This is a genomic window from Fischerella sp. JS2 (assembly GCF_032393985.1).
Lineage (GTDB): Bacteria > Cyanobacteriota > Cyanobacteriia > Cyanobacteriales > Nostocaceae > Fischerella.
In genome coordinates, this window is the sequence record NZ_CP135918.1 from 271,271 (window position 1) to 291,140 (window position 19,870).

The window sequence follows — 19,870 nt, forward strand, 5'->3', positions numbered from 1 at the left end:
ACATAGTTATTAAGGATGACCGGGTGCTTAACATTTTTACACTCGGCGCTGTTAATTGCACCCTCTAGTCAAAATCTACCAATCAAATTGACTATGTAACAGCTTAGAATGGCTGTATATCAATTAAGTTTACTCCTAAAGTGGTGTAATCAGGCTTAGTGTAAAGTTGAGGTTGAGAATATTTCTTTGGACAGAGCAAGGATTGCACACTATACGAGATTACTTTTCAGTAAAGCCTTTAAATAGAGAATACTTCTTTTGGTAGGGCAAGGATTACACTGTTACATACAGCTAATAGTGTAGGTTCGGGAGCAATTTCTGTAGAAGTGTATCTCTTAGTATGGAATAGCAGCTTAGTCCATAGCAGTAATATTTCGCTGCAACCCATGTCTGTTTAGAAAAATAACTCTAAAAGGCTAAGTTAAGTCAAAATTCAGGTATTGTCTAGCTAATATGTCAGATATTTTCTGTTCAGTGCTAATGCAACTTTGATGATAAATAGAGGTTAGTTTACAAATGTATAAGATTTCCATTTAAGCCTTATTTCAAGATAATTGTCCTAAAAGAGTGCGTAAATAAATAAAATCACAGTAAATCAATCAGCAATACGATATGGCGGAAGAACCTATATATACATTAGCTAAAAAAGATGTCTCAGATCCTAATCAAACCTCAAGTAAATTAACAAAAGCAACTCTGACAACATCAGTACGTCAGACAAAGCTAATGGGGCGCTTAGGTAATTTACTTGCTGGTAGTTGGGCAATTGCAGCAGCACTGCTGAGTGCTTCCAGTTTTGGCTGGGTAGAATTACTAGAAAATCAAGCAAATTCTGTCTTTTTTATTCTCCGAGGCTCAGTAGTTCCCAACGAAGATATTGTGATTTTGGCAATTGACGAACAGTCGATATCAGTGCCAGAACAGTATTACAAAACAAATCCGCAAGCCTATGCTTACTTAGAACCATTGCATGTCTTTCCTTTTCGACGTGTAGCATATGCCCAAGTCATTGAAAAGTTAGTGCAAGCAGGAGCACGCCATGTAGCCGTAGATATATTGTTTGACTTACCAAGTAATAGTAAAAACGATCGCAAATTACAAGCGGTTTTACAGCGTTATGGAAATAAGGTTTCCTTAGCCGCAATTTACGAAAATTCTGAAACTCACCAAGGTGTTTTTTGGCAATTAACCCAACCGAATCAGATGTTTCGTACAGGTTCAGTATCAATAGGTTCGGTGAATTTTCCCAAAGAGGTTGATGATAAAGTACACCGTTTAGCTAGCGAGTTTCCTAAATTATTAGAGGCTCAAGAAGGTTTTGTTCCTACCGATAAAATTCCCTCTTTTGATGAAGCTGTTTTAAGGGCAGCTCAAATCAATTATCCTCGACCAAAAGGCGATCGCATATATTTTTATGGCAGTGCGGGTACTTTTGAAATGTATCCATTTTGGCATGTACTCGACCCGGAAAATTGGAATACTTATTTACAACAAGGCAAGGTATTCAAAGACAAAATTGTCCTGATTGGAGTCACATCCCAATCAGCGAAAGATTATTACTTAGTACCAGCGGCTTCTAGTTGGTTATATCCAGAACCAATGTCGGGAGTAGAAATTCATGCCAATGCGATCGCAACTTTGATGGAAGGAAAAAGCATTGCCCAAGCTATTCACACTGCACCTTTACGTGGTTTATTTGTGTTTAGTTTAGTAGGCATATGTGCAATAGTTATTGCTAAAAGCAAGTATGTAATTAGAAGATTTTTGTACAGTGTAATTCTTGCTATTAGTTGGGGAGGAATTAGTTATGTATTATTTATCTACGGTCAGTTAATTTTCCCTGCTAGCATCCCAATCATAGCTATCGCTGGAATTGGATTATCCTATTTAGCAACGGAAGCAGCTAAGGAAATTTTGAGAAAACATCAATTATTAATCATTTTTAATAAGTACAAATCTTCTCCCGTTGTTCAAGAAATTATCAGCCAACAAGATGACTTGCAGGATTTACTTCAACAACTGGATATAGCATTATCAGGAAAAATCTTGGGCGGACGCTATAAAATTGTCAAAGTACTTGGTGCAGGAGGATTCAGCGAAACTTACATAGCTGAAGATATGCAACTCCCAGGTAATCCTTTGTGTGTGGTCAAGCAACTAAAACCAGCTACTCATAAACCTGAACAATTGGCAGTTGCTAGACGATTATTTAATGCAGAAGCTCAAACATTGCAAAAATTGGGAACATATAACCAAATACCCCAACTTTTCGCTTACTTTGAACAAGAAGAAGAATTCTATTTAGTTCAAGAATACATCGATGGTCATGCTCTCAGTCAAGAAATGCTACCTGGCAAACAACTTGCAGAAGACGAATTGATTGAGATTTTGCGAGAATTATTGCAAATATTGATATTTGTCCATCAAAATGGTGTGATTCACCGAGATATTAAACCTAGCAATATCATCCGCCGAGAATCAGATAACAAGCTGATACTAATTGACTTCGGTGCTGTTAAAGAAGTAACCACTCAAATATTGGGTAGTCAAGAACAAACCGCCTTTACAATTGGCATTGGTACTAAAGGTTATGCACCCACTGAGCAATGTTTTGGGCGTCCACAATATAATAGTGACATTTATGCAATTGGCATGATTGCCATTAAAGCGCTAACTGGCATCCCTCCTCACGAACTGGAAAAAGATGCTAGTGGTGAATTGCAATGGATACACAAAGCAAATATTAGCCCTGCCTTTGCTGAAATTATCTCTAAAATGGTGCAGGAAGACTTTCAACAGCGTTATCAGTCTGCAACAGAACCACTACAGGCACTCAACAACTTAATTAATCGCGAAAACAAATACACTTCACTCAACAATCACTCATTATTGAATTCTGTTTCTTTTAGAGAGTCAGATATTCCCACTACACCTTGGGTTGAAGTCCCAGAAGATACTTTAATACAAGAAAATAGACAGCAAGAAGGCAGAACAGATGAAAGCTGAGGTACTAAGTAAGTAACTGTAATGCCTTAGAACTTACGCAAAGCCCCCGATTGAAAATCCGGGGCTTTGATTTGCTTGTAAAAAACGGTACTTGCACCCTCGATCTACTGATTTTGTGGAGGACCTGGAGGTGTTGGTGTTTCTACTGGAGGTGGAATTGGGTTTACTCCAGTGGACTCAATTGGCGCTGGGGGTGTTTGTGTTTCTACAGGCGCTGGGGGTGTTTGTGTTTCTACAGGCGCTGGGGGTGTTTGTGTTTCTACAGGCGCTGGGGGTGTTTGTGTTTCTACAGGCGCTGGGGGTGTTTGTGTTTCTACAGGCGCTGGTGGGGTTTGTGGTTGTGGGTCGTTTGACCCAGTGGAGTCAGAGGCCGGAGGTGGGGTTTGTGGTTGTGGGTCGTTTGACCCAGTGGAGTCAGAGGCGGAGGTGGGGTTTGTGGTTGTGGGTCGTTTGACCCAGTGGAGTCAGAGGCCGGAGGTGGGGTTTGTGGTTGTGGGTCGTTTGACCCAGTGGAGTCAGAGGCTGGAGGTGGGGTTTGTGGTTGTGGGTCGTTTGACCCAGTGGAGTCAGAGGCTGGAGGTGGGGTTTGTGGTTGTGGGTCGTTTGACCCAGTGGAGTCAGAGGCTGGAGGTGGGGTTTGTGGTTGTGGGTCGTTTGACCCAGTGGAGTCAGAGGCTGGAGGTGGGGTTTGTGGTTGTGGGTCGTTTGACCCAGTGGAGTCAGAGGCTGGAGGGTTTGTGGTTGTGGGTCGTTTGACCCAGTGGAGTCAGAGGCTGGAGGTGGGGTTTGTGGTTGTGGGTCGTTTGACCCAGTGGAGTCAGAGGCGGGTGGAGATGTATCTGACTTCGGTTTATCAGTTGTGTTTGGTGTAGTGGAATCAGGAACGGGTGGTGGAGTGTCTACTTTTTTTTGCTCGTTGTTTGTCTGTGTCGATGTATTTTGATTTTGATTATTGGAGTTACTTTGAGAGTTAGTAGTGTTATTGGTTGACTGTGTATTATTTTCTTGGTTGGTATTATCCTTTTGTTGTGCTGTGTTTGTTCCGTTTTGTCCAGTTGTGGGAGAGGAATTTGTAGAGGGTTTCGGGTTACTGTTGGGGTTGTTAGAAGAATCTGAGACACTGGGGGTTAGTTTTACAAAAGATGGATTTTCGATAACTTGTTGACCAGTGATTGGTTGTTGAGAAGTTATAGCTTCGGCAGTTTCAGCCTGAACTTTTGCGATCGCTGGATCTGAACTAGGTTGTTCCTGTTTAGGTAAATCTAACCCCCGCACCATATCGCTAGTTTCATAAAAAGTTCTCAGGTCAAAATCGTATAACCCTTGAAATTGACCCTTAACCACAACAAGCATTTGCCCTGCTTTTAATTCCTGCCTTTGGGAAGCATCTTGATTGAAAACTTCAATACCACTATTTGTAAGTGCCGCTACAACTGTGGTATCTTTTTTCTCATCGTAGCGAACAAATAATGCTGAACCACGAATTGCTGCTGCTGCATTTGGTGTATTTACCCGTGTTCGCCCCTGTCCCGGTGGAATCAATAGCAAAACAGTACCATTCGACAAGCGAAAATTTCGTGTCTTCGGTAGAAATCGAAATACTGCTTGTTCCCCAACTCGTGCTAGAGAACCATCGTTAAAACGTAGTTCTGCTAGGGAGCCTCTACCAGTAGACAACCCATCTCCTGGGATTATGGCATCTGACTTACGTGCCCGACGCTTAGGTTGATTATGGGGCATAAGTTGAACCAAATTACGAAGATTTTGGATCACAGCCCTAGTTAAAGGTGTGGCAGCTGTTGCCCGTTCTGGCAAAGGCAACACCGCAGTTCCCAAGCAGCTAGCCACCAAGAATGGGAAGAATTTACGAAACATTTTTGGAGCCTCGGGTAATTTCACTAATGCCAAAGCAGTGTCAAATTCAGTTCTTATATTAAAATTTTGCTTTTACGCTTGTTAATTATCCTCTTATAGCAAGATTTTTCTATAAATTTTATTTAAATACATTTAAATATTAAATATATAAAAATATGCAAATTAACTATTACTAAACTATCTTCTGTATTATGAGAAAATTTTTTCTTGCTAATATCACTAGAAGATTAGGAGAATTAATTATAACATTTTTAGAAAATCATAAATTAAGTATAATAATCATTTACAATAACATTTACAATAACGAAAGTTGCTCAGAAGACAAAATATTCGTAGTACTTCACCAATTAACAAAGGTTGGTTGTGAGATGGGTTTCATCTTAATAATTAAACCTTTTCTCCTGACCCTTTAACCTTTTCCCATCTGTCATTATTCTTTGACTAATTATTAAGACGGGAACTTCTAAATAAGCTTATGGGTCTATTTTTTAGAAAACAGATTTAGTATGCAACTTAATGTCTGGAAAAACTTTTTAGTCAAGTTTTTGTTGGCCTCTAGTAGTGTCAACTGGTATTCTCTCAGTGTTAATGCTGTAGAGGCTACAAATTTAGACTTTAGTAGCTTTGGAGACAAACTAGGAGAAAAAACACCATCCTTGCTAATTGATCAGATTAATAATCAACCACATCAGCAACCACAATCAGAGAGTCTAAATTCAAAATTACCCTTTGTGTGGTCTTTAAACTTGATAAACAGGGTAGATGTCACATTCAAAGATGTAGTCCCTGAAAGAGAAGAAAATGTTCCTGTATTTTCGACTTATACTATCTTGTCTACAGGTGAATCAACTAAATTATACTCTCAGGCTACACAAAAATCACCTTATGTACAACCAGAGTCTACACTAAAAAATGCTTCTGAGCAAATAGAGCAGCCTAATGAACTGCTACACTTAGAAACACAGCCAACATATGCTTCCACACCCTCCTCTACAAAAACAGACCAGGGTTTGGAAGCACCAGAGATAGAAAGAGAAAAAAGACTGCAAAGATTAATACGACGCCTGCAAAGAAACAATCTACCATCACTAGAATCAAATTTTGATGATATTGATGAAGAACTTGGAAAACTGAGACTACGAGAAGTCACACCGACCCCAGAAGAACCACAACTTCCACCCATAGAACAGCCTGCAAATCAATTCAAACCTGTAGGCTATTTACTGGCTCGTGTTGGCTACTTTTATAGTAGTAATATTTTTTCATCAGGAATCGTTCCAATTGAAGACAGCTTAATATATTCTGGATTAACGCTAGGGTCTGTATCTTTTCCTGTGGGAAAAAAAACTTTTATAAATGGGTCTATTGATGGTTACTTAATTCGTTACTTAGACCAATCAAAATATAACTATAATCAGGTGAGATTTAATCTCAATCTTCAGCAGCGATTTACACCACGAATGTACGGTGAAATTGGTTGGAGTAATCAACAGCTTTTTTATGCTAGAGATAATAATACCTTTGATGCTGGCGATCGCTTTTTAGGTGAGAATGTCCTGCGGTTAGCTTTGGGACGGCGAGATATCCTATCAAAAAAGCTAGCACTAGATAGTTTTTATGAATTTCGTCTGAGTCTGACTGACCCACCAGAAGATCGTAATCGAATTATTAATTTCTTTTGGCTTTCTCTTAGTTATTATCTGCAAAGGTCTCTCCAGGCTGGTGTTGATTATCAATTTAGTTTGTCCAATTTCACAGAACGTGATCGAGAAGACTTATATAATCGACTATTTGGTCACTTAAATTATGGAATATCTAAAAATAGTAATATTAGTGTGCAAGCAGGCGTCACATTAGGTAACTCTACAGAGAATAATATAGATTTTGATGGTTGGTTTTTTGGTATTAACTATAATTTAGAATTGGGCCGATTTTAAAAATCGTCAATAGTCTAGTGTCAATTGTCAACAAGTCAAGACTGTAAACAATTGACCATTAACTAATAACTAATCCAATCACTCCAGCTACCTGCGTAAAGTTTACCTGTGGGAATGCCTGCTAATTCTAAAGATAGTAAATTTACACAAGCAGTGACGCCAGAACCACAATAAACTATGATTTCTTCTGCTTGCTCTAATTGTGACCAATGGTGACGCTGTTCTGATGACGGAAGGACATAACTTTTAGTGTCGGTGACTTCTTGCCAAGGATAGTTTATTGCACCAGGAATATGACCAGCAATTTTATCGATAGGTTCACGAATACCAAGATAGCGATCACTTTCTCGTGAATCCACTAAAGCGACTTCAGGTAAGTCTTTACGGCTAATTACCATTTGGCGATCCACTACCATATGTGTTTGTATTGCGTAAGTAAAATTACTTTTTTGCTCAGGTGGAGGGATGATATCTGTAACAGGGTAGCCAGCTTTTTGCCATTCGCTAAAACCACCATTTAGCACCGCCACTTGTTCGTGACCAAGATAACGCAACAGCCACCACAATCGAGACGCAAATCCAAGGCGGGAATCATCGTAAGCTACAACCAAAGTCTTTTGGAAATTTACTCCGATGGTTGATAATTTATGAGCTAATTCATCAGGATGAGGTAAAGGATGTCTTCCTCCATATTTTTCCACAGGACTCGAAAGATCCTGATTGAGGTCTAGGTAATAAGCACCTTTAATGTGGCTGTTTTGGTACTGCTGTTTTCCCAGTTGTGGGTCAGCAAGAGAAAAGCGACAATCCACTATTACAACTTGTGGATCTTCAAGATGTTCTAGTAACCATTCGCGAGAGACGATGAGGTTGGACATTGGGGGATGGGGAGGTGGGGGGAGTGTAAGGAGTGGGGGGAGTGTGTAGACGCGTAGCGGCTTAAGGTAAGGGTGGAGTGGGGGGAGTGTAAGGAGTAGAGGAATTACTACTAACTACTAACTAAAATCATGTCAGATATAGATAATTTTACACCTGAACTGACCGCAGATGGTTCTTTTACCTTCTTTTCCCAAGAGTTTGGTGAGGCTTTTCATAGCCATTATGGAGCCAGGCAAGAGAGTTTTCTTAAGTTTGTTGAACCTACTCAGCTGGCATTAAAAGCTAAGTATCAACCGATGCTGCGCTTGTTGGATGTTTGTTATGGATTAGGATATAACACAGCTGCTGCTTTGCAGACAATTTGGTCTGTTAATCCTAATTGTTATATAGAAGTAGTTGGTTTAGAAATAAATACTGCTGTACCTCAACGTGCGATCGCTCATCACCTATTTCAAAATTGGAATTACGAGTATACTAATATACTTAGTTACTTAGCTTATGAGCAAAAAGTACAGACCAGCCGTCTACAAGCCAGACTACTTATCGGCGATGCCAGAACCACAGTTCAGCAAGTCTATGGTTTAGGTTTTCAAGCTGATGCAATTTTTCTTGATCCTTTTTCACCACCTCAATGCCCACAATTATGGACTATTGAATTTATTCAACAACTGACTCTGTGTTTACAAAACGATGGTATTTTAGCCACATATTCTTGTGCTGCTGCTGTACGCACCGCACTTTTAACTGCTGGTTTACAAATAGGTTCTACCCCTCCCGTGGGCAGGCGATCACCTGGTACTGTTGCAGCTTATAACCTGAATGGGGAGGTAGGGAGTTGGGGAGGTAGAGAGTTGGGAAGAACCATCACCCCATCACCCCATCACCCTATAACTCCATCATTTCCTCCACCTCTCTCCCAATCAGAAAAAGAACATTTACTGACTCGTGCTGCGATTCCCTATCGTGATCCACAGTTAACAGATTCTGCTGAAGTTATACTTAGGCGGCGGCAACAAGAACAACAAGCTTCTTCCCTTGAACCAACGTCTCATTGGCGAAAACGCTGGCAATCAAACAATTTTGGATTTTAGATTTTGCGAAAAATTTGTAGACGCGTAAGCGTCCCATTAGTTTTTTAATAATGGTAATGAGTTTTGTGACTCTAATCACTGACAACCCAAGTAATTCGTCACTGCTAGAGAGTACTGAGTGTAGTTTCATGATTTCCATTGACTAAATAGCCATCATGAACTGCCTATACCAACACCAATGAAGAGGGTAAACAGCAAAAGGGAATAAAAAAATCCTTTTCCCTGTAGACTTTTCCCTATTTTTCAGTCAGTCAATCACGGGAAAATCCCACAAACCTTGCGATGAAAATACCTCTTCCCTGTTAAGAGTTCCTTGTTTTCAAGCTAGGTAATCACAGGAAAACCCCACAACGAGGGAATAAAAATATAACTCCTCCTACACTTGTACACCCTTACACCCCCACACCCATTTTCAAGCTAGATACACTCAAAGCTAAAACTGTAATTTTAAGTGTTTAACTTTGATGAAATGAAGTTCAACGAAAATGAAATTCTCCACCTCTGCCATGTTAAGAAATCTCCGTGAAAAACCTGATTTAACATTTGCACGAATTGACCATACTGGAATTACAGACAGGAAATATTGGCAGCAATATTTTATTGTTCTGAAACAATATATAAATCAAAAATTCATGCTACCCATGACGACAAGCAAAATGCTTGCTCAGATAAATCAAGCATGAAAGAATGCAGAGTTAAATACACTCAAGTACTAAACTGTTTTTTGAAGATTAATTTTGTTAACTGATTTTAAATATTGGAGTGCCTTTGTGATTCAATGGACATCCAAGGTTATGGGCTCTACCGAAGCAAGTGTGGCTAGTTTAAATCACCTAAACAATGTTAATAATATAGATGCTAATTATGTTGTAGCATTACCAAATGCAGAAAATTATTCTTTGGACTTATCTAAACAAGACCTAAACGTTGGACAGGCAGGAACTTTGTCCTGTTGGAGCAAACCTTGTGTTAACTTTGGTTACGATGTTCTGGAATCCAAGATACAACCAGGCAAAGGGTCTAAAGTGAATGGTTTTGATTCGGATGCCCCAAAAGTCTTAATCGTAGATGACCATGCAGCTAGTCGCATGACTGCTGTTGCCCTATTGGCAATGGAAGGCTATGAAGTAATTGAAGCAGATAGTGGTTCTACTGCGGTTGAATTAGTAACCCAAAAGCAACCGGATTTAATTTTGCTAGATGTGATGATGCCCGGTTTAGATGGGTTTGAAGTATGTCAGTTGCTCAAGCAAAATGAGCATACACGACTTATACCAATAATTTTTGTCACAGCTTTAAACGATCGGCGATCACGTATTCGAGGTATAGAAGTCGGCGCAGATGATTTTTTAAGTAAGCCTTTTGACCGTGTAGAATTGGCAGCACGTGTCAAATCTTTGGTGAGACAAAAGCGTTTGAATGAAGATTTAGACCATGCTGAACAAGTTTTGTTTTCTATAGCGAGGTCAATTGAAAGCCGCGATCCAAATACTGGTGATCATTGTGAACGGCTAGTAAAACTGGGAAAGGCTTTTGGTGAATACTTGAATCTCTCACGTAATCAAATTCGGGATTTAATGTGGGGTGGTTATCTTCACGATATTGGTAAGGTAGGTATTCCTGACTCTGTATTACTCAAAAAGGGAAAACTTACCCCCGAAGAATGGAATATTATGAGGCAGCACGTTTTGATTGGTGAAAAAATTTGCCAACCATTACGCAGTATGCAAGGTGTGATTCCTATTATTCGCCATCACCACGAGCGTTGGGATGGATCAGGTTATCCTGATGGACTCATAGGGGAAAATATTCCCTACCTGGCACAGGTCTTTCAGATTATTGATATTTATGATGCCCTGACTAGCGAACGACCTTACAAGCTAGCCTTTTCTCCACAGGAAGCACTCACTGTCATGCAAGAAGAAACAGCCAAGGGTTGGCGAAATCCTCAACTAATGCAGCAGTTTGAAGAATTTATTCGCAGTTCTAAACAACAGTAGTAGTTGTTGTTTGTTGGTTGTTGTTTGTTGATTGGACAATTACTAATAACCAGCTAATTCTAATCAATAAAAAATTCCTAACAACTATACAACTAGCAACTAACAACTACCAACCATTAACTTATAAAGTGGTATGATTTGAGCCTGAATCTTAAAGTACCAAGCTTAATCAACGCAATTCACTTGGCTGATAGCTAATTATGGTAGTTGTAGCAATTTTAGCGGCAGGACGTGGGACACGGATGAAATCCAATCTTCCCAAGGTTTTGCATTCTTTGGGTGGGCAGTCACTTGTCGAGAGAGTCATCGAAACTGTCCAACCACTTTCGCCTTCACGACAGATGGTTATTGTGGGGTATCAAGCTGAAGAAGTGAAAGCAGCCATGCTGTCCATTCCCGATCTAGAGTTTGTAGAACAGAGTGTACAGTTAGGAACAGGTCATGCTATTCAGCAATTGCTTCCTTACTTAGAGGGGTATAGCGGCGATGTCTTGATACTCAATGGTGATGTACCTTTACTATGCACTGAAACTCTGCAAAATCTCTTGCAAATACACCAAGAAAAACAAAATGCCGCTACTATTTTGACTGCGTATCTAAGCAACCCTAAAGGCTATGGACGCGTTTTTTGTGACGATAACAATATTGTGCAGCAAATCGTAGAAGAAAAAGATTGCACTCCTGCCCAAAGACAAAATTGCTGTATCAATGCAGGGGTTTATTGCTTTCGTTGGCAGGATTTGGCTAAAGTATTGCCGCACTTACAAGCGAATAATGCCCAAAAAGAATATTATCTGACTGATGCCGTTACTCAAGTTTCTCCGGTAATGGCTGTAAATGTAGAAGATTACCAAGAAATTTTGGGTATTAACGATCGCCTGCAGCTAGCTTCTGCCTACGAAATTTTGCAAAGGCGCATCAAGGAAAAATGGATGGTTGCAGGTGTTACTATTATTGACCCTGCTAGTACTACAATTGATGATACTGTAGAGTTACAAATAGATGTAATTATTGAACCACAAACTCATTTACGTGGAAATACGGTAGTCAAGACAGGCTGCCGCATCGGGCCTGGAACTTTAATTGAAAATAGTCAGATTGGTGAAAATGTTACTGTCATGTATTCAGTGGTGACAGATAGCATTGTCCAAGCGGGTAGCCGTATTGGCCCCTATGCACATTTACGCGGACATGTAGAAGTTGGTGCTAAATGTCGCGTTGGTAATTTTGTGGAATTGAAAAATACTAAGTTGGGTGAACACACCAATGTTGCCCACCTATCTTACTTAGGTGATACCACTGCCGGAAATCAAGTCAATATTGGTGGAGGAACTATTACCGCTAATTATGACGGCGTGAAAAAACATCCAACAAAAATAGGTGATCGCACTGGCACAGGTTGTAATACTGTTTTAGTCGCACCAATTACCTTGGGAAATGATGTCTACGTAGCAGCAGGTTCCACGGCTACAGAAGATGTCCCTGATGATTGTTTAGTAATTGCCCGTGAACGTCCAGTAGTAAAACCAGGTTGGGTGTCCAAGAAACGCTCAGCCCAAAACCAACAACCAAAAAACTCAAGTTGAGAATTTCAGGCTACTAGCTAAGAAGTAATTATTAGAAGGATAAAGGCAGAAGGATAAAAGTTTATACTTTATAACTTCATCCTTCATCCTTTACACTTCATACTTCAATACAACCTACTTCTGTACCTTCAGGAAGTTCTAGTGTGTCACCTATTTTTTCACCGTCGTGATAGGCAGCGAGTAAGGCTTGGCTAGTTTTTCCCCAAGCGATCGCACCACTAGCATCTAGAGCGATCGCTCCAAAATCCCGCCTATTGTGCTGCGCCTCTGCAAAAGATCGGTTCATAGCTTCTTTTAGAGACATACCATCTGTAACACGTACTACAATCCTTGCTGCTAGGCACTCATCAATAATGTGTTCTCCAATACCAGTACAACTAACTGCTGCATGTTTGGTAGCATAATTACCAGCAGGCATCGCAGAATCACTGACGCGACCAATCCTTTCAAAACCTTTACCGCCAGTAGAAGTACCCACTACTATCTGACCTTCAGTATCTAGAGCTACAACACCAATAGTACCACGACGAGCGCTACTAGTTTCCACTAGTTCTGGCTCTGCTACTACACTGGCCATTGTATGTTTAAAATTCTGCTGGCGTTCTTGAATCCACTCTTGTAAGCGTAAATCAGTTAAAGCGTTGTAGCTAGGAATTTGTAATTCCCGTGCCAACTCAGCCGCACCATAATCTGACAGTACCCGATCTGGAGAACTTTGCAAAGATTTTGCCAAATCGATGGGGTTTTTCACCCGTGAAACATTGATTACACCGCTAAAGCTTTGGGTTGTGCCATCCATCAAAGCTGCGCTCATACGGATTTGACCATCAGATTGCAGCACTGAACCAGTACCTGCATTAAAACGGGGGTCATCTTCTAACATTTGACATCCACACACAACTGCCTCCTTAGCAGTCACGCCGGAAAGTAAAAGAGAATATACTTCTTCTATTACTTTATAAAGTGAATGGCGTACTGCCTCTACTCCGCCTTTTCCATGTAAAGAACTACCAGCCCCCCCATGAATAATTAACTTAGGTTGCACCTGTATCTTCATCTCCTCTTGATTTGTGTAATTTGAGTCTAAGTATTTTTACGATTCATTATTTTCATCTTGAGCCGTAGAACGACGACGACGACAGCGTTCCGAACAGTATTTCACCTCGTCCCAGCAATCTGCCCATTTTTTGCGCCAAGAAAACGAACGCTGACATACCGGACAAATTTTTGTAGGCAAGTCAGATTTAGAACGGCTACGTGCCATATTTCTACTGTGCAGATTAAAAATTGATTCACTTGAGATGGAAATCAATTATAGCTGTTTGTTACAAACGTAGATGACTTTTAGAATTCAGAATACGGAATTGAGAATTGCAAATTCATCAATTCTGAAATATTTCGGTAAAGTCCTTCGCTAAGTAATTAAAAATTTCCAACCCTGATTTTGAATGACTAAATACAAGCAAATATTCGGTTGATTTTCTGTATATATTTTTACTTTATAAAAAGGGATTGGGGATTGGAAGAAATTCTCCCTTGTCTTCCGTGTTCTCCTTGTTCTCCTTGTCCCCCCCTATCCCCGATACCCAATCTCCTAATTACTACGCGCCAACGGTAAAAGTAAGCGACTAACGGTGCGACCATCTGGTAGTTGATAGAAATGCAATTCTCCACCAAGTTGCTGCATAAGTTTTTGGCAGATTAATAGATTTAGACCGGGTAATTGCTCAAGCCTGGAGGGAGCAAGTATATCTTTAGGTGTATCTTGATGGAGTTCTGTCAGTAATTGTGATTCAATGTCACCATTATCTGTAATCGATACTTCTAGGAACTGTTCATCTAAACGACGACACCAAATGTCTATTCTGCCAAGTATTGTGGAACGGTGACAGGCACAAACTAGTAACTCATGCAGAATCAATTCTATTTTTACAATATCACCAACGATCGCTAACGAAGAGTGAGGCAGAAGCGAATAATTTTTGGATGATTCTTCACCTTCTTGTTGTCCCAAACCATGCACACCTACCCACAGTCTTTGTTGTTTAAGTAAATTATCAACTCGTTCGAGCGATCGCTTTAACAAACTAGCGATGGGTACGGTTTCCCAACTCATCTGCAACTGCCATAGTTCCAGTTTTAATAAGGCTGTCATGGAAGCTGTGTTGTTATCTAATTGCCGTAGCAGTTGCTGGTAGCGCATGTGAGTTAGTTCGTTAGCAGGAATACCCAAATCATCCATTTGCACGAGTAACTGCGTTACGCTTCTTTGGATCTCTTCTAAACGGCGATGTTTGTACCAATTGAGTTGTCTAAGTTCTTCTGTCCGAGACTCTAACATTTGGGTAATTTGCAACCATCGCCGTGACCAAGCTAGTTGACAAATTAGAGTTTCTGTGGCTAATAGACTATCTTCAGACCATCGACGTTGCCAATGGTCAGCTATAACCACCACACCTGTAGGTTGATAATCAGCAGTTGTGCGTAATGCCATCACTAAAATTTGACCAATACCAGCACCACTCAACCATTTTTTAGTAGCAGAAGGTAAATCATTAACTGTTATGGGTAATAAATCCTCACTGAGTAACGCCCATTGAATCAAAGCTTCATTTTGAAGTGGAATTGGTATATCAATGACAATCTCAAATTCTGAATTGGCAATAACCCCAGGTATAATTTTTGCCACATTTTCGCCCGGTTGCCAAGATAAAAGTATCGTTAGTGAACAATTGAGAATGGCAGCGATTTGTTCTAAGGCGGTGCGTTCTAGATGCTGAATAGGTTGTGTTGGAGAATCCTGGGATTGCTCTAGAATACGAAGACATTGCTGAAAACTTTGCAAAATTTTCTGCTGTTGCTGAGTTTGGTGATGCAACTGCCATTGGCGGATAGTGACACCAATTTGTTGAGCCACAACCTGGACTAATTCTTTTTCTATTGATGTCCAACTACGCTGGGTTTCTGTGGCTAAAGCTAACAGTACTTTGGGTTCTTGAGCAAAAGCGCAGTTACAAACTATAAGCGATCGCACACCGTTTTCCAATAGGCGAGGATGCCAATTAAAAAACCGTAAATCTGTTTCCAAATTCTCAATTGCTACTGCTCCAGTAGAACGAAACAAAAGTTGCCAATCTACATCTTTGAGAGCTTCTAAAGAACACATTAGAGGACGACTATTATGTGGTTGATTTTGGTAAAAAATTTGATAATTATTTTGTTCAGAATCATAATGCAGTAACAAAAATCGAGTTATAAGCAAGCGTTGTAAAACTTTTGCAGCACAGAGGTCTAAAATTTCTTGAATGTCATAATTACTATAAATACCCTGGGCAATTTGACTAGTTAAATAAGCATCATTTTGAATTTGTTTGATAGTGCTTTCTGTCTCCTTTAGAGGTGTAACAAGAGAAATTAAACCAGCAGCTGTTTTGGTAAAGTTTTTTTCTGCCTCTGTCCAGATGTGCGGTTCAGTACTTTCCACTGTCAAAAAGCCCAGGAAATCCTTTTGCCAGATAATTGGAGCTGCTAACAGACTGCGTACTCCAAAACGTTGCAACAACTTCACAGTAAAATTACTTTTTAAAGAACTGCGTCCTTCGCCAATCCAGACAATTTCATTGACTGACAAAGCAATATAAAAATCACTCAGTTCGTGTACTGTAATTTTTGCTGTTGTTTCCTGATGATTTTTTTTGTTACTTAATCGTCGCCAAAAGTAATAGCCTTCCCTATCAAACCAATAAATACTTGTACGGGTAGGTAGAATAAATTCTTGCGTCGCTTCTACAACTGCTTCTAATCTTTGTTCTAGATGATTGAGAGTTTGTAGATTATTTAGTAACCGTAGTAGTGGCTTGTCGAGGCGCTTGGTTTGCTTGTGCTGCAAATCCATTTCTCTTTCATAAAGTGCAGCCCCCAATTCACCTACAACCATCATCAGCCTGGCTCTGGCTTCTCCACCTAACAAGTAACCCCAGCGTTGAGAACCCAGTAACACTAAACCTAAACAGCGGTTTTTGTAGCAAATAGGGACTACTATTGTTCCTTGAATGTTTAATTGTTGTGCTAACTGTTGCCATGCCTCAATCCGAATTTCCGCTCGTAAATCAGCTACACCTAAGGGGCGCTGTTCAATTACTACTTGCTCTAACAAATCTCCAGGATTGAGAACTACTCGTTGTTGTAAATAACTAGTGTTACCACCAGGGGTAACGCCACCTTGCCCTAATAACATATGATTGAGGCGATCATAAAGAGCAATCCAAATCAGGCTGTACTCAAATTGCTCTTGCAGATAAGAAATTGTGGTTGCAATCAGAGCATCAACATGATCTTCTTCCCTGAGAGTTTGCAGAACTCGTCCCAAGGAAATGATTTGTTGTTCGGCGGCTGTAAGGTTTTGTTGCTGCCTCATCCGATTACCGTTAAACGTTGCTTGCTAATATATAAGATGCCCAGATCAAACTTCCAAACAACAAACAACAAACAATCATAGTTAAAATCAACCAAATTTGGATATTTATCAAGCTTTAATCCGTCCGTTTTTCTTTGATCTGCTTGACGCAGATCCAGAGTCGTTGCACTATTCAACAATTCGTAGTCTCAGTTGGCTGGCAAACAATAACCATCGCCCTCCTGCTAGCTGGATTGCCAAACGGTTACACAATTCTTTGTCTGTTACTGATAAACGTTTAGAACAGACGCTGTTTGGGCTAAACTTCCCCAACCCCATAGGTTTAGCAGCTGGATTTGATAAAGATGGGGTTGCTACTAATATTTGGTCGAATTTTGGTTTTGGTTTTGCAGAAGTAGGAACTGTAACTTTTGTTGCCCAACCGGGTAATCCCCGTCCCCGCTTATTTCGCTTGCCTTTAGACAAAGCTGCTCTCAATCGTATGGGCTTTAATAATAGTGGTGTTGCTGCAATGGCGGCGCGGTTGGCAGCATCTAAACAGCAGTTTCCTCCTACCATACCTATTGGTATAAATTTAGGCAAATCTAAGATAACACCATTAGAAGCTGCTGCTGAAGATTATCTCAATAGTTTTCGCTTACTCAAAGAACTGGGAGACTACTTTGTGGTGAATGTTTCGTCTCCCAATACACCTGGTTTACGATCGCTCCAAGATGCAACCATGCTGAGTTCAATCTTAGCAGCATTACAAACAGAAAATAATACACAAAAACCTATTTTTGTCAAGATAGCACCGGATTTAGAATGGGAAGCGATCGCTGACATTATTTCCCTGGCTCAAACTTATCAATTGGCGGGAATTATTGCCACTAACACTACCATTCGTCGCGATGGATTAAAAACACAGGTGATTGCCAAAACAGGCAAATCACCACAACAAGAAGCTGGTGGAATTAGTGGTTTGCCAGTGCGCGATCGCTCTACAGAGATAATTAGGTTTATTTGGCAACAAACCCAAGGAAAAATACCAATAATCGGCGTTGGTGGTATTTTTACCCCGGAGGACGCCTGGGAGAAAATTACTGCTGGTGCTTGTCTGATCCAAGTTTATACAGGCTGGATTTATTCTGGCCCATTGATGATACGTGGTATTCTCGAAGGGTTGCTTGCTAAGTTAGAACAAACAGGATTAAATTCCATCTCCCAAGCAGTGGGTTTGAAAGTCATTCGATTTTAGATTTTGGATTTTGGATTGACTCCACAAATGAGGTAATTCAGTTATCAGTTATCAGTGGTAGCTGTTCACTGATTTCACCTTTCACCCTTCAACTCTTCTCTTCTTCTATAGGAAAAAACTCCTTAGTTTTTGGTGAATACCTCCAGGCGATGCCATCTGGATCTTTGCTACGACTCCACTCAGGAAATTCTGGATCGTCTCTTCTTTTGTATACAGTACTAGAATACACATTGAGACGTTTCGCTAGTTCTGATTGAATAAGCGAACCAAAAATTAGTTGTTGTTCTAATGGTTTTTTGACTTCCTCTTGATGGGTATGTGATGGAGTTTCTGTTGTTTGTGTTTCTGGTTCTTCTTGTTCTACTTGCTTCGACGGCGGAGCCAGCAATTCCATCATTGTGCTAGACCTTTGATGAGGAAGTTCTTTCACTGGTTCGCTACTATCAAAGATGCTGCCGAGAGTACTGGCAGTGATAAAGTAATACACCTTACCACCATCTTCTGAGTTAACAATACTGCCGGCAAATTCTGCTAATTTTCCATCCAGATATCGTTTTGCCGCTTCTCCAGAAAAATTCCCTTTAATTGCCAAATCCATTGGTGTAATTTTGCCTTGATTTTCCCGAATCAATTGATTAAACATCGGGTTAACCTGCAAACACCACCTTTGCCATTGATAGCGCTGCCAAATATTGAAACCCAACCCCACAAAGATTAATGCCAACCAAAGTCGCCAGGTTGCGACTAGGAAAATAATTAAAAACGATATCGGCAAAAGCAGAACTAGGTATCCTCTGCCATAGTCTTCTATTTTGTTTTCACTCATGCCCATTTTTGCCAAATGACTCTTAGGGAAATAATATTATCTTGGCAAAAATCTGGACAAAAATTTGTAGTTTTTGTATTTTTGCCAAAAGTTTTCCTGGCAAAACCGAATTTTCCACGAGGTGGAGAGATGGGGAACTCACCGATCCCTGGTGGGGATTAGGGGCAGTGGGGAGTCAATAATAAATTAACTACTACCAACCAACAATCAACCACTAACCACTAACTACCAACTATTGACAATTGACAGTTGACCATTAAAATTCAATTCCTGGTTGAGCTTTTACACCTTGGTCACAGAAAGGGTGCTTTATCAATTTCATTTCTGTGACTAAATCAGCATGTTCAATCAAGGCTGGAGTTGCGCCTCTGCCTGTGAGAATAACGTGATTATCAACTGGTTTTTGCTCTAAACCCAGCAAAATTTCTTCTACACGCAAATATCCAAGCTTAATAGCAATATTTATTTCATCTAATAACACCAGCTTAAATTCTGGGTTGCGGATGTATTCTAATCCTTTTTGCCAAGCGGCTTGTGCTTTTTCCAAATCGCGATCGCGATCTTGGGTTTCCCAGGTAAAGCCTTCGCCCATAGCGTGAAATTCTAATTGATCTGGCCAAAGACTAAAAACCTTTTTTTCTGATGGTTCCCAAGCACCTTTGATAAATTGGATGATCGCCACTTTATACCCATGACCGAGCGAGCGTAATATCATTCCTAAGGCCGCAGTTGTTTTTCCTTTGCCATTGCCAGTGTGAACTATAATTAATCCTTTTTCTGGTATTGCCTGTGCTATGCGTTGATCTTGTACTTGCTTGCGTCGCTGCATTTTTTGGCGATACTGTTCCTCTGTAAGGGATGAAGATGACGCTTCCTCCATTAAGCGATCAGCTTCTGTGTCTGAGTTAAGGTCAGCAGATTTATCGGTATTCATCTATGATTTTTTGAAAGTAATATATAAGTTAATGTTAAGTTCTGATGTAAATTAAGGTTTTGATTTATCTGTGTACATCTGT

General features: G+C 40.2%; 14 protein-coding genes. 7 read left to right on the top strand and 7 right to left on the bottom strand.

What is annotated here, in order from left to right; all coding sequences use genetic code 11:
* Positions 1 to 612: 612 nt before the first annotated feature.
* Complete coding sequence (locus RS893_RS01185) at positions 613 to 3,006, top strand: CHASE2 domain-containing serine/threonine-protein kinase (RefSeq protein ID WP_315789430.1); 2,394 nt, start codon at positions 613 to 615, stop codon at positions 3,004 to 3,006.
* A 414-nt stretch (positions 3,007 to 3,420) separates the two neighbouring features.
* On the opposite strand, the gene RS893_RS01190 is transcribed toward RS893_RS01185, so the two are convergent.
* Entirely contained in the window at positions 3,421 to 4,881 is a 1,461-nt protein-coding gene (locus tag RS893_RS01190; protein WP_315789432.1) for a FecR family protein, read from the bottom strand.
* A gap of 506 nt (positions 4,882 to 5,387) precedes the next feature.
* Between RS893_RS01190 and RS893_RS01195 the strand changes: the two genes are divergently transcribed.
* Complete coding sequence (locus RS893_RS01195; RefSeq protein WP_315789433.1) at positions 5,388 to 6,818, top strand: hypothetical protein; 1,431 nt, start codon at positions 5,388 to 5,390, stop codon at positions 6,816 to 6,818.
* A gap of 62 nt (positions 6,819 to 6,880) precedes the next feature.
* On the opposite strand, the gene RS893_RS01200 is transcribed toward RS893_RS01195, so the two are convergent.
* Positions 6,881 to 7,696 carry a sulfurtransferase gene (locus RS893_RS01200; protein WP_315789434.1) on the bottom strand — a complete coding sequence of 272 codons (816 nt, stop codon included), beginning with the start codon at positions 7,694 to 7,696 and terminating at the stop codon, positions 6,881 to 6,883.
* Positions 7,697 to 7,825: 129 nt separating this feature from the next.
* Between RS893_RS01200 and RS893_RS01205 the strand changes: the two genes are divergently transcribed.
* The 4 genes from RS893_RS01205 to glmU all read left to right on the top strand — a co-directional run bounded on the left by RS893_RS01205 (position 7,826) and on the right by glmU (position 12,374).
* Positions 7,826 to 8,788 carry a tRNA (5-methylaminomethyl-2-thiouridine)(34)-methyltransferase MnmD gene (locus RS893_RS01205; protein ID WP_315789435.1) on the top strand — a complete coding sequence of 321 codons (963 nt, stop codon included), beginning with the start codon at positions 7,826 to 7,828 and terminating at the stop codon, positions 8,786 to 8,788.
* Between the two features lie 485 nt (positions 8,789 to 9,273).
* Complete coding sequence (locus RS893_RS01210; RefSeq protein ID WP_315789436.1) at positions 9,274 to 9,471, top strand: hypothetical protein; 198 nt, start codon at positions 9,274 to 9,276, stop codon at positions 9,469 to 9,471.
* Between the two features lie 87 nt (positions 9,472 to 9,558).
* Positions 9,559 to 10,788 (top strand): two-component system response regulator, encoded by a 1,230-nt coding sequence (locus RS893_RS01215; protein ID WP_315791828.1) that lies wholly within the window; start codon positions 9,559 to 9,561, stop codon positions 10,786 to 10,788.
* A 200-nt stretch (positions 10,789 to 10,988) separates the two neighbouring features.
* Entirely contained in the window at positions 10,989 to 12,374 is a 1,386-nt protein-coding gene (gene glmU / locus RS893_RS01220; RefSeq protein WP_315789437.1) for a bifunctional UDP-N-acetylglucosamine diphosphorylase/glucosamine-1-phosphate N-acetyltransferase GlmU, read from the top strand.
* A 97-nt stretch (positions 12,375 to 12,471) separates the two neighbouring features.
* Here glmU and RS893_RS01225 read toward each other — a convergent pair whose 3' ends face one another.
* The 3 genes from RS893_RS01225 to RS893_RS01235 all read right to left on the bottom strand — a co-directional run bounded on the left by RS893_RS01225 (position 12,472) and on the right by RS893_RS01235 (position 16,791).
* Positions 12,472 to 13,431, bottom strand: a complete 960-nt coding sequence (locus tag RS893_RS01225) for an isoaspartyl peptidase/L-asparaginase (RefSeq protein WP_315789438.1) — start codon at positions 13,429 to 13,431, stop codon at positions 12,472 to 12,474.
* A 36-nt stretch (positions 13,432 to 13,467) separates the two neighbouring features.
* The gene (locus RS893_RS01230) at positions 13,468 to 13,638 is read right to left on the bottom strand and encodes a DUF2256 domain-containing protein (protein WP_315789439.1); all 171 of its coding nucleotides are present in this window, start codon (positions 13,636 to 13,638) and stop codon (positions 13,468 to 13,470) included.
* Between the two features lie 330 nt (positions 13,639 to 13,968).
* Positions 13,969 to 16,791, bottom strand: a complete 2,823-nt coding sequence (locus RS893_RS01235; protein WP_315789440.1) for a GAF domain-containing protein — start codon at positions 16,789 to 16,791, stop codon at positions 13,969 to 13,971.
* Between the two features lie 97 nt (positions 16,792 to 16,888).
* Here RS893_RS01235 and RS893_RS01240 point away from each other — a divergent pair, with 97 nt between their 5' ends.
* Positions 16,889 to 18,028, top strand: a complete 1,140-nt coding sequence (locus RS893_RS01240) for a quinone-dependent dihydroorotate dehydrogenase (protein ID WP_315789441.1) — start codon at positions 16,889 to 16,891, stop codon at positions 18,026 to 18,028.
* An 88-nt stretch (positions 18,029 to 18,116) separates the two neighbouring features.
* On the opposite strand, the gene RS893_RS01245 is transcribed toward RS893_RS01240, so the two are convergent.
* Together RS893_RS01245 and cobO are read right to left on the bottom strand one after the other, a co-directional pair.
* Positions 18,117 to 18,854 (bottom strand): hypothetical protein, encoded by a 738-nt coding sequence (locus RS893_RS01245; protein WP_315789442.1) that lies wholly within the window; start codon positions 18,852 to 18,854, stop codon positions 18,117 to 18,119.
* A 256-nt stretch (positions 18,855 to 19,110) separates the two neighbouring features.
* Positions 19,111 to 19,788 carry a cob(I)yrinic acid a,c-diamide adenosyltransferase gene (gene cobO / locus RS893_RS01250; RefSeq protein ID WP_315789443.1) on the bottom strand — a complete coding sequence of 226 codons (678 nt, stop codon included), beginning with the start codon at positions 19,786 to 19,788 and terminating at the stop codon, positions 19,111 to 19,113.
* Positions 19,789 to 19,870: the final 82 nt, after the last annotated feature.

Excerpts from the sequence above, each read along its gene's own strand:
- RS893_RS01185 (WP_315789430.1), top strand. The coding sequence starts at position 613 with ATGGCGGAAGAACCTATATATACATTAGCTAAAAAAGATGTCTCAGAT.
- RS893_RS01190 (WP_315789432.1), bottom strand. The coding sequence starts at position 4,881 with ATGTTTCGTAAATTCTTCCCATTCTTGGTGGCTAGCTGCTTGGGAACT.
- RS893_RS01195 (WP_315789433.1), top strand. The coding sequence starts at position 5,388 with ATGCAACTTAATGTCTGGAAAAACTTTTTAGTCAAGTTTTTGTTGGCC.
- RS893_RS01200 (WP_315789434.1), bottom strand. The coding sequence starts at position 7,696 with ATGTCCAACCTCATCGTCTCTCGCGAATGGTTACTAGAACATCTTGAA.
- RS893_RS01205 (WP_315789435.1), top strand. The coding sequence starts at position 7,826 with ATGTCAGATATAGATAATTTTACACCTGAACTGACCGCAGATGGTTCT.
- RS893_RS01210 (WP_315789436.1), top strand. The coding sequence starts at position 9,274 with ATGAAATTCTCCACCTCTGCCATGTTAAGAAATCTCCGTGAAAAACCT.
- glmU (WP_315789437.1), top strand. The coding sequence starts at position 10,989 with ATGGTAGTTGTAGCAATTTTAGCGGCAGGACGTGGGACACGGATGAAA.
- RS893_RS01225 (WP_315789438.1), bottom strand. The coding sequence starts at position 13,431 with ATGAAGATACAGGTGCAACCTAAGTTAATTATTCATGGGGGGGCTGGT.
- RS893_RS01230 (WP_315789439.1), bottom strand. The coding sequence starts at position 13,638 with ATGGCACGTAGCCGTTCTAAATCTGACTTGCCTACAAAAATTTGTCCG.
- RS893_RS01235 (WP_315789440.1), bottom strand. The coding sequence starts at position 16,791 with ATGAGGCAGCAACAAAACCTTACAGCCGCCGAACAACAAATCATTTCC.
- RS893_RS01245 (WP_315789442.1), bottom strand. The coding sequence starts at position 18,854 with ATGAGTGAAAACAAAATAGAAGACTATGGCAGAGGATACCTAGTTCTG.
- cobO (WP_315789443.1), bottom strand. The coding sequence starts at position 19,788 with ATGAATACCGATAAATCTGCTGACCTTAACTCAGACACAGAAGCTGAT.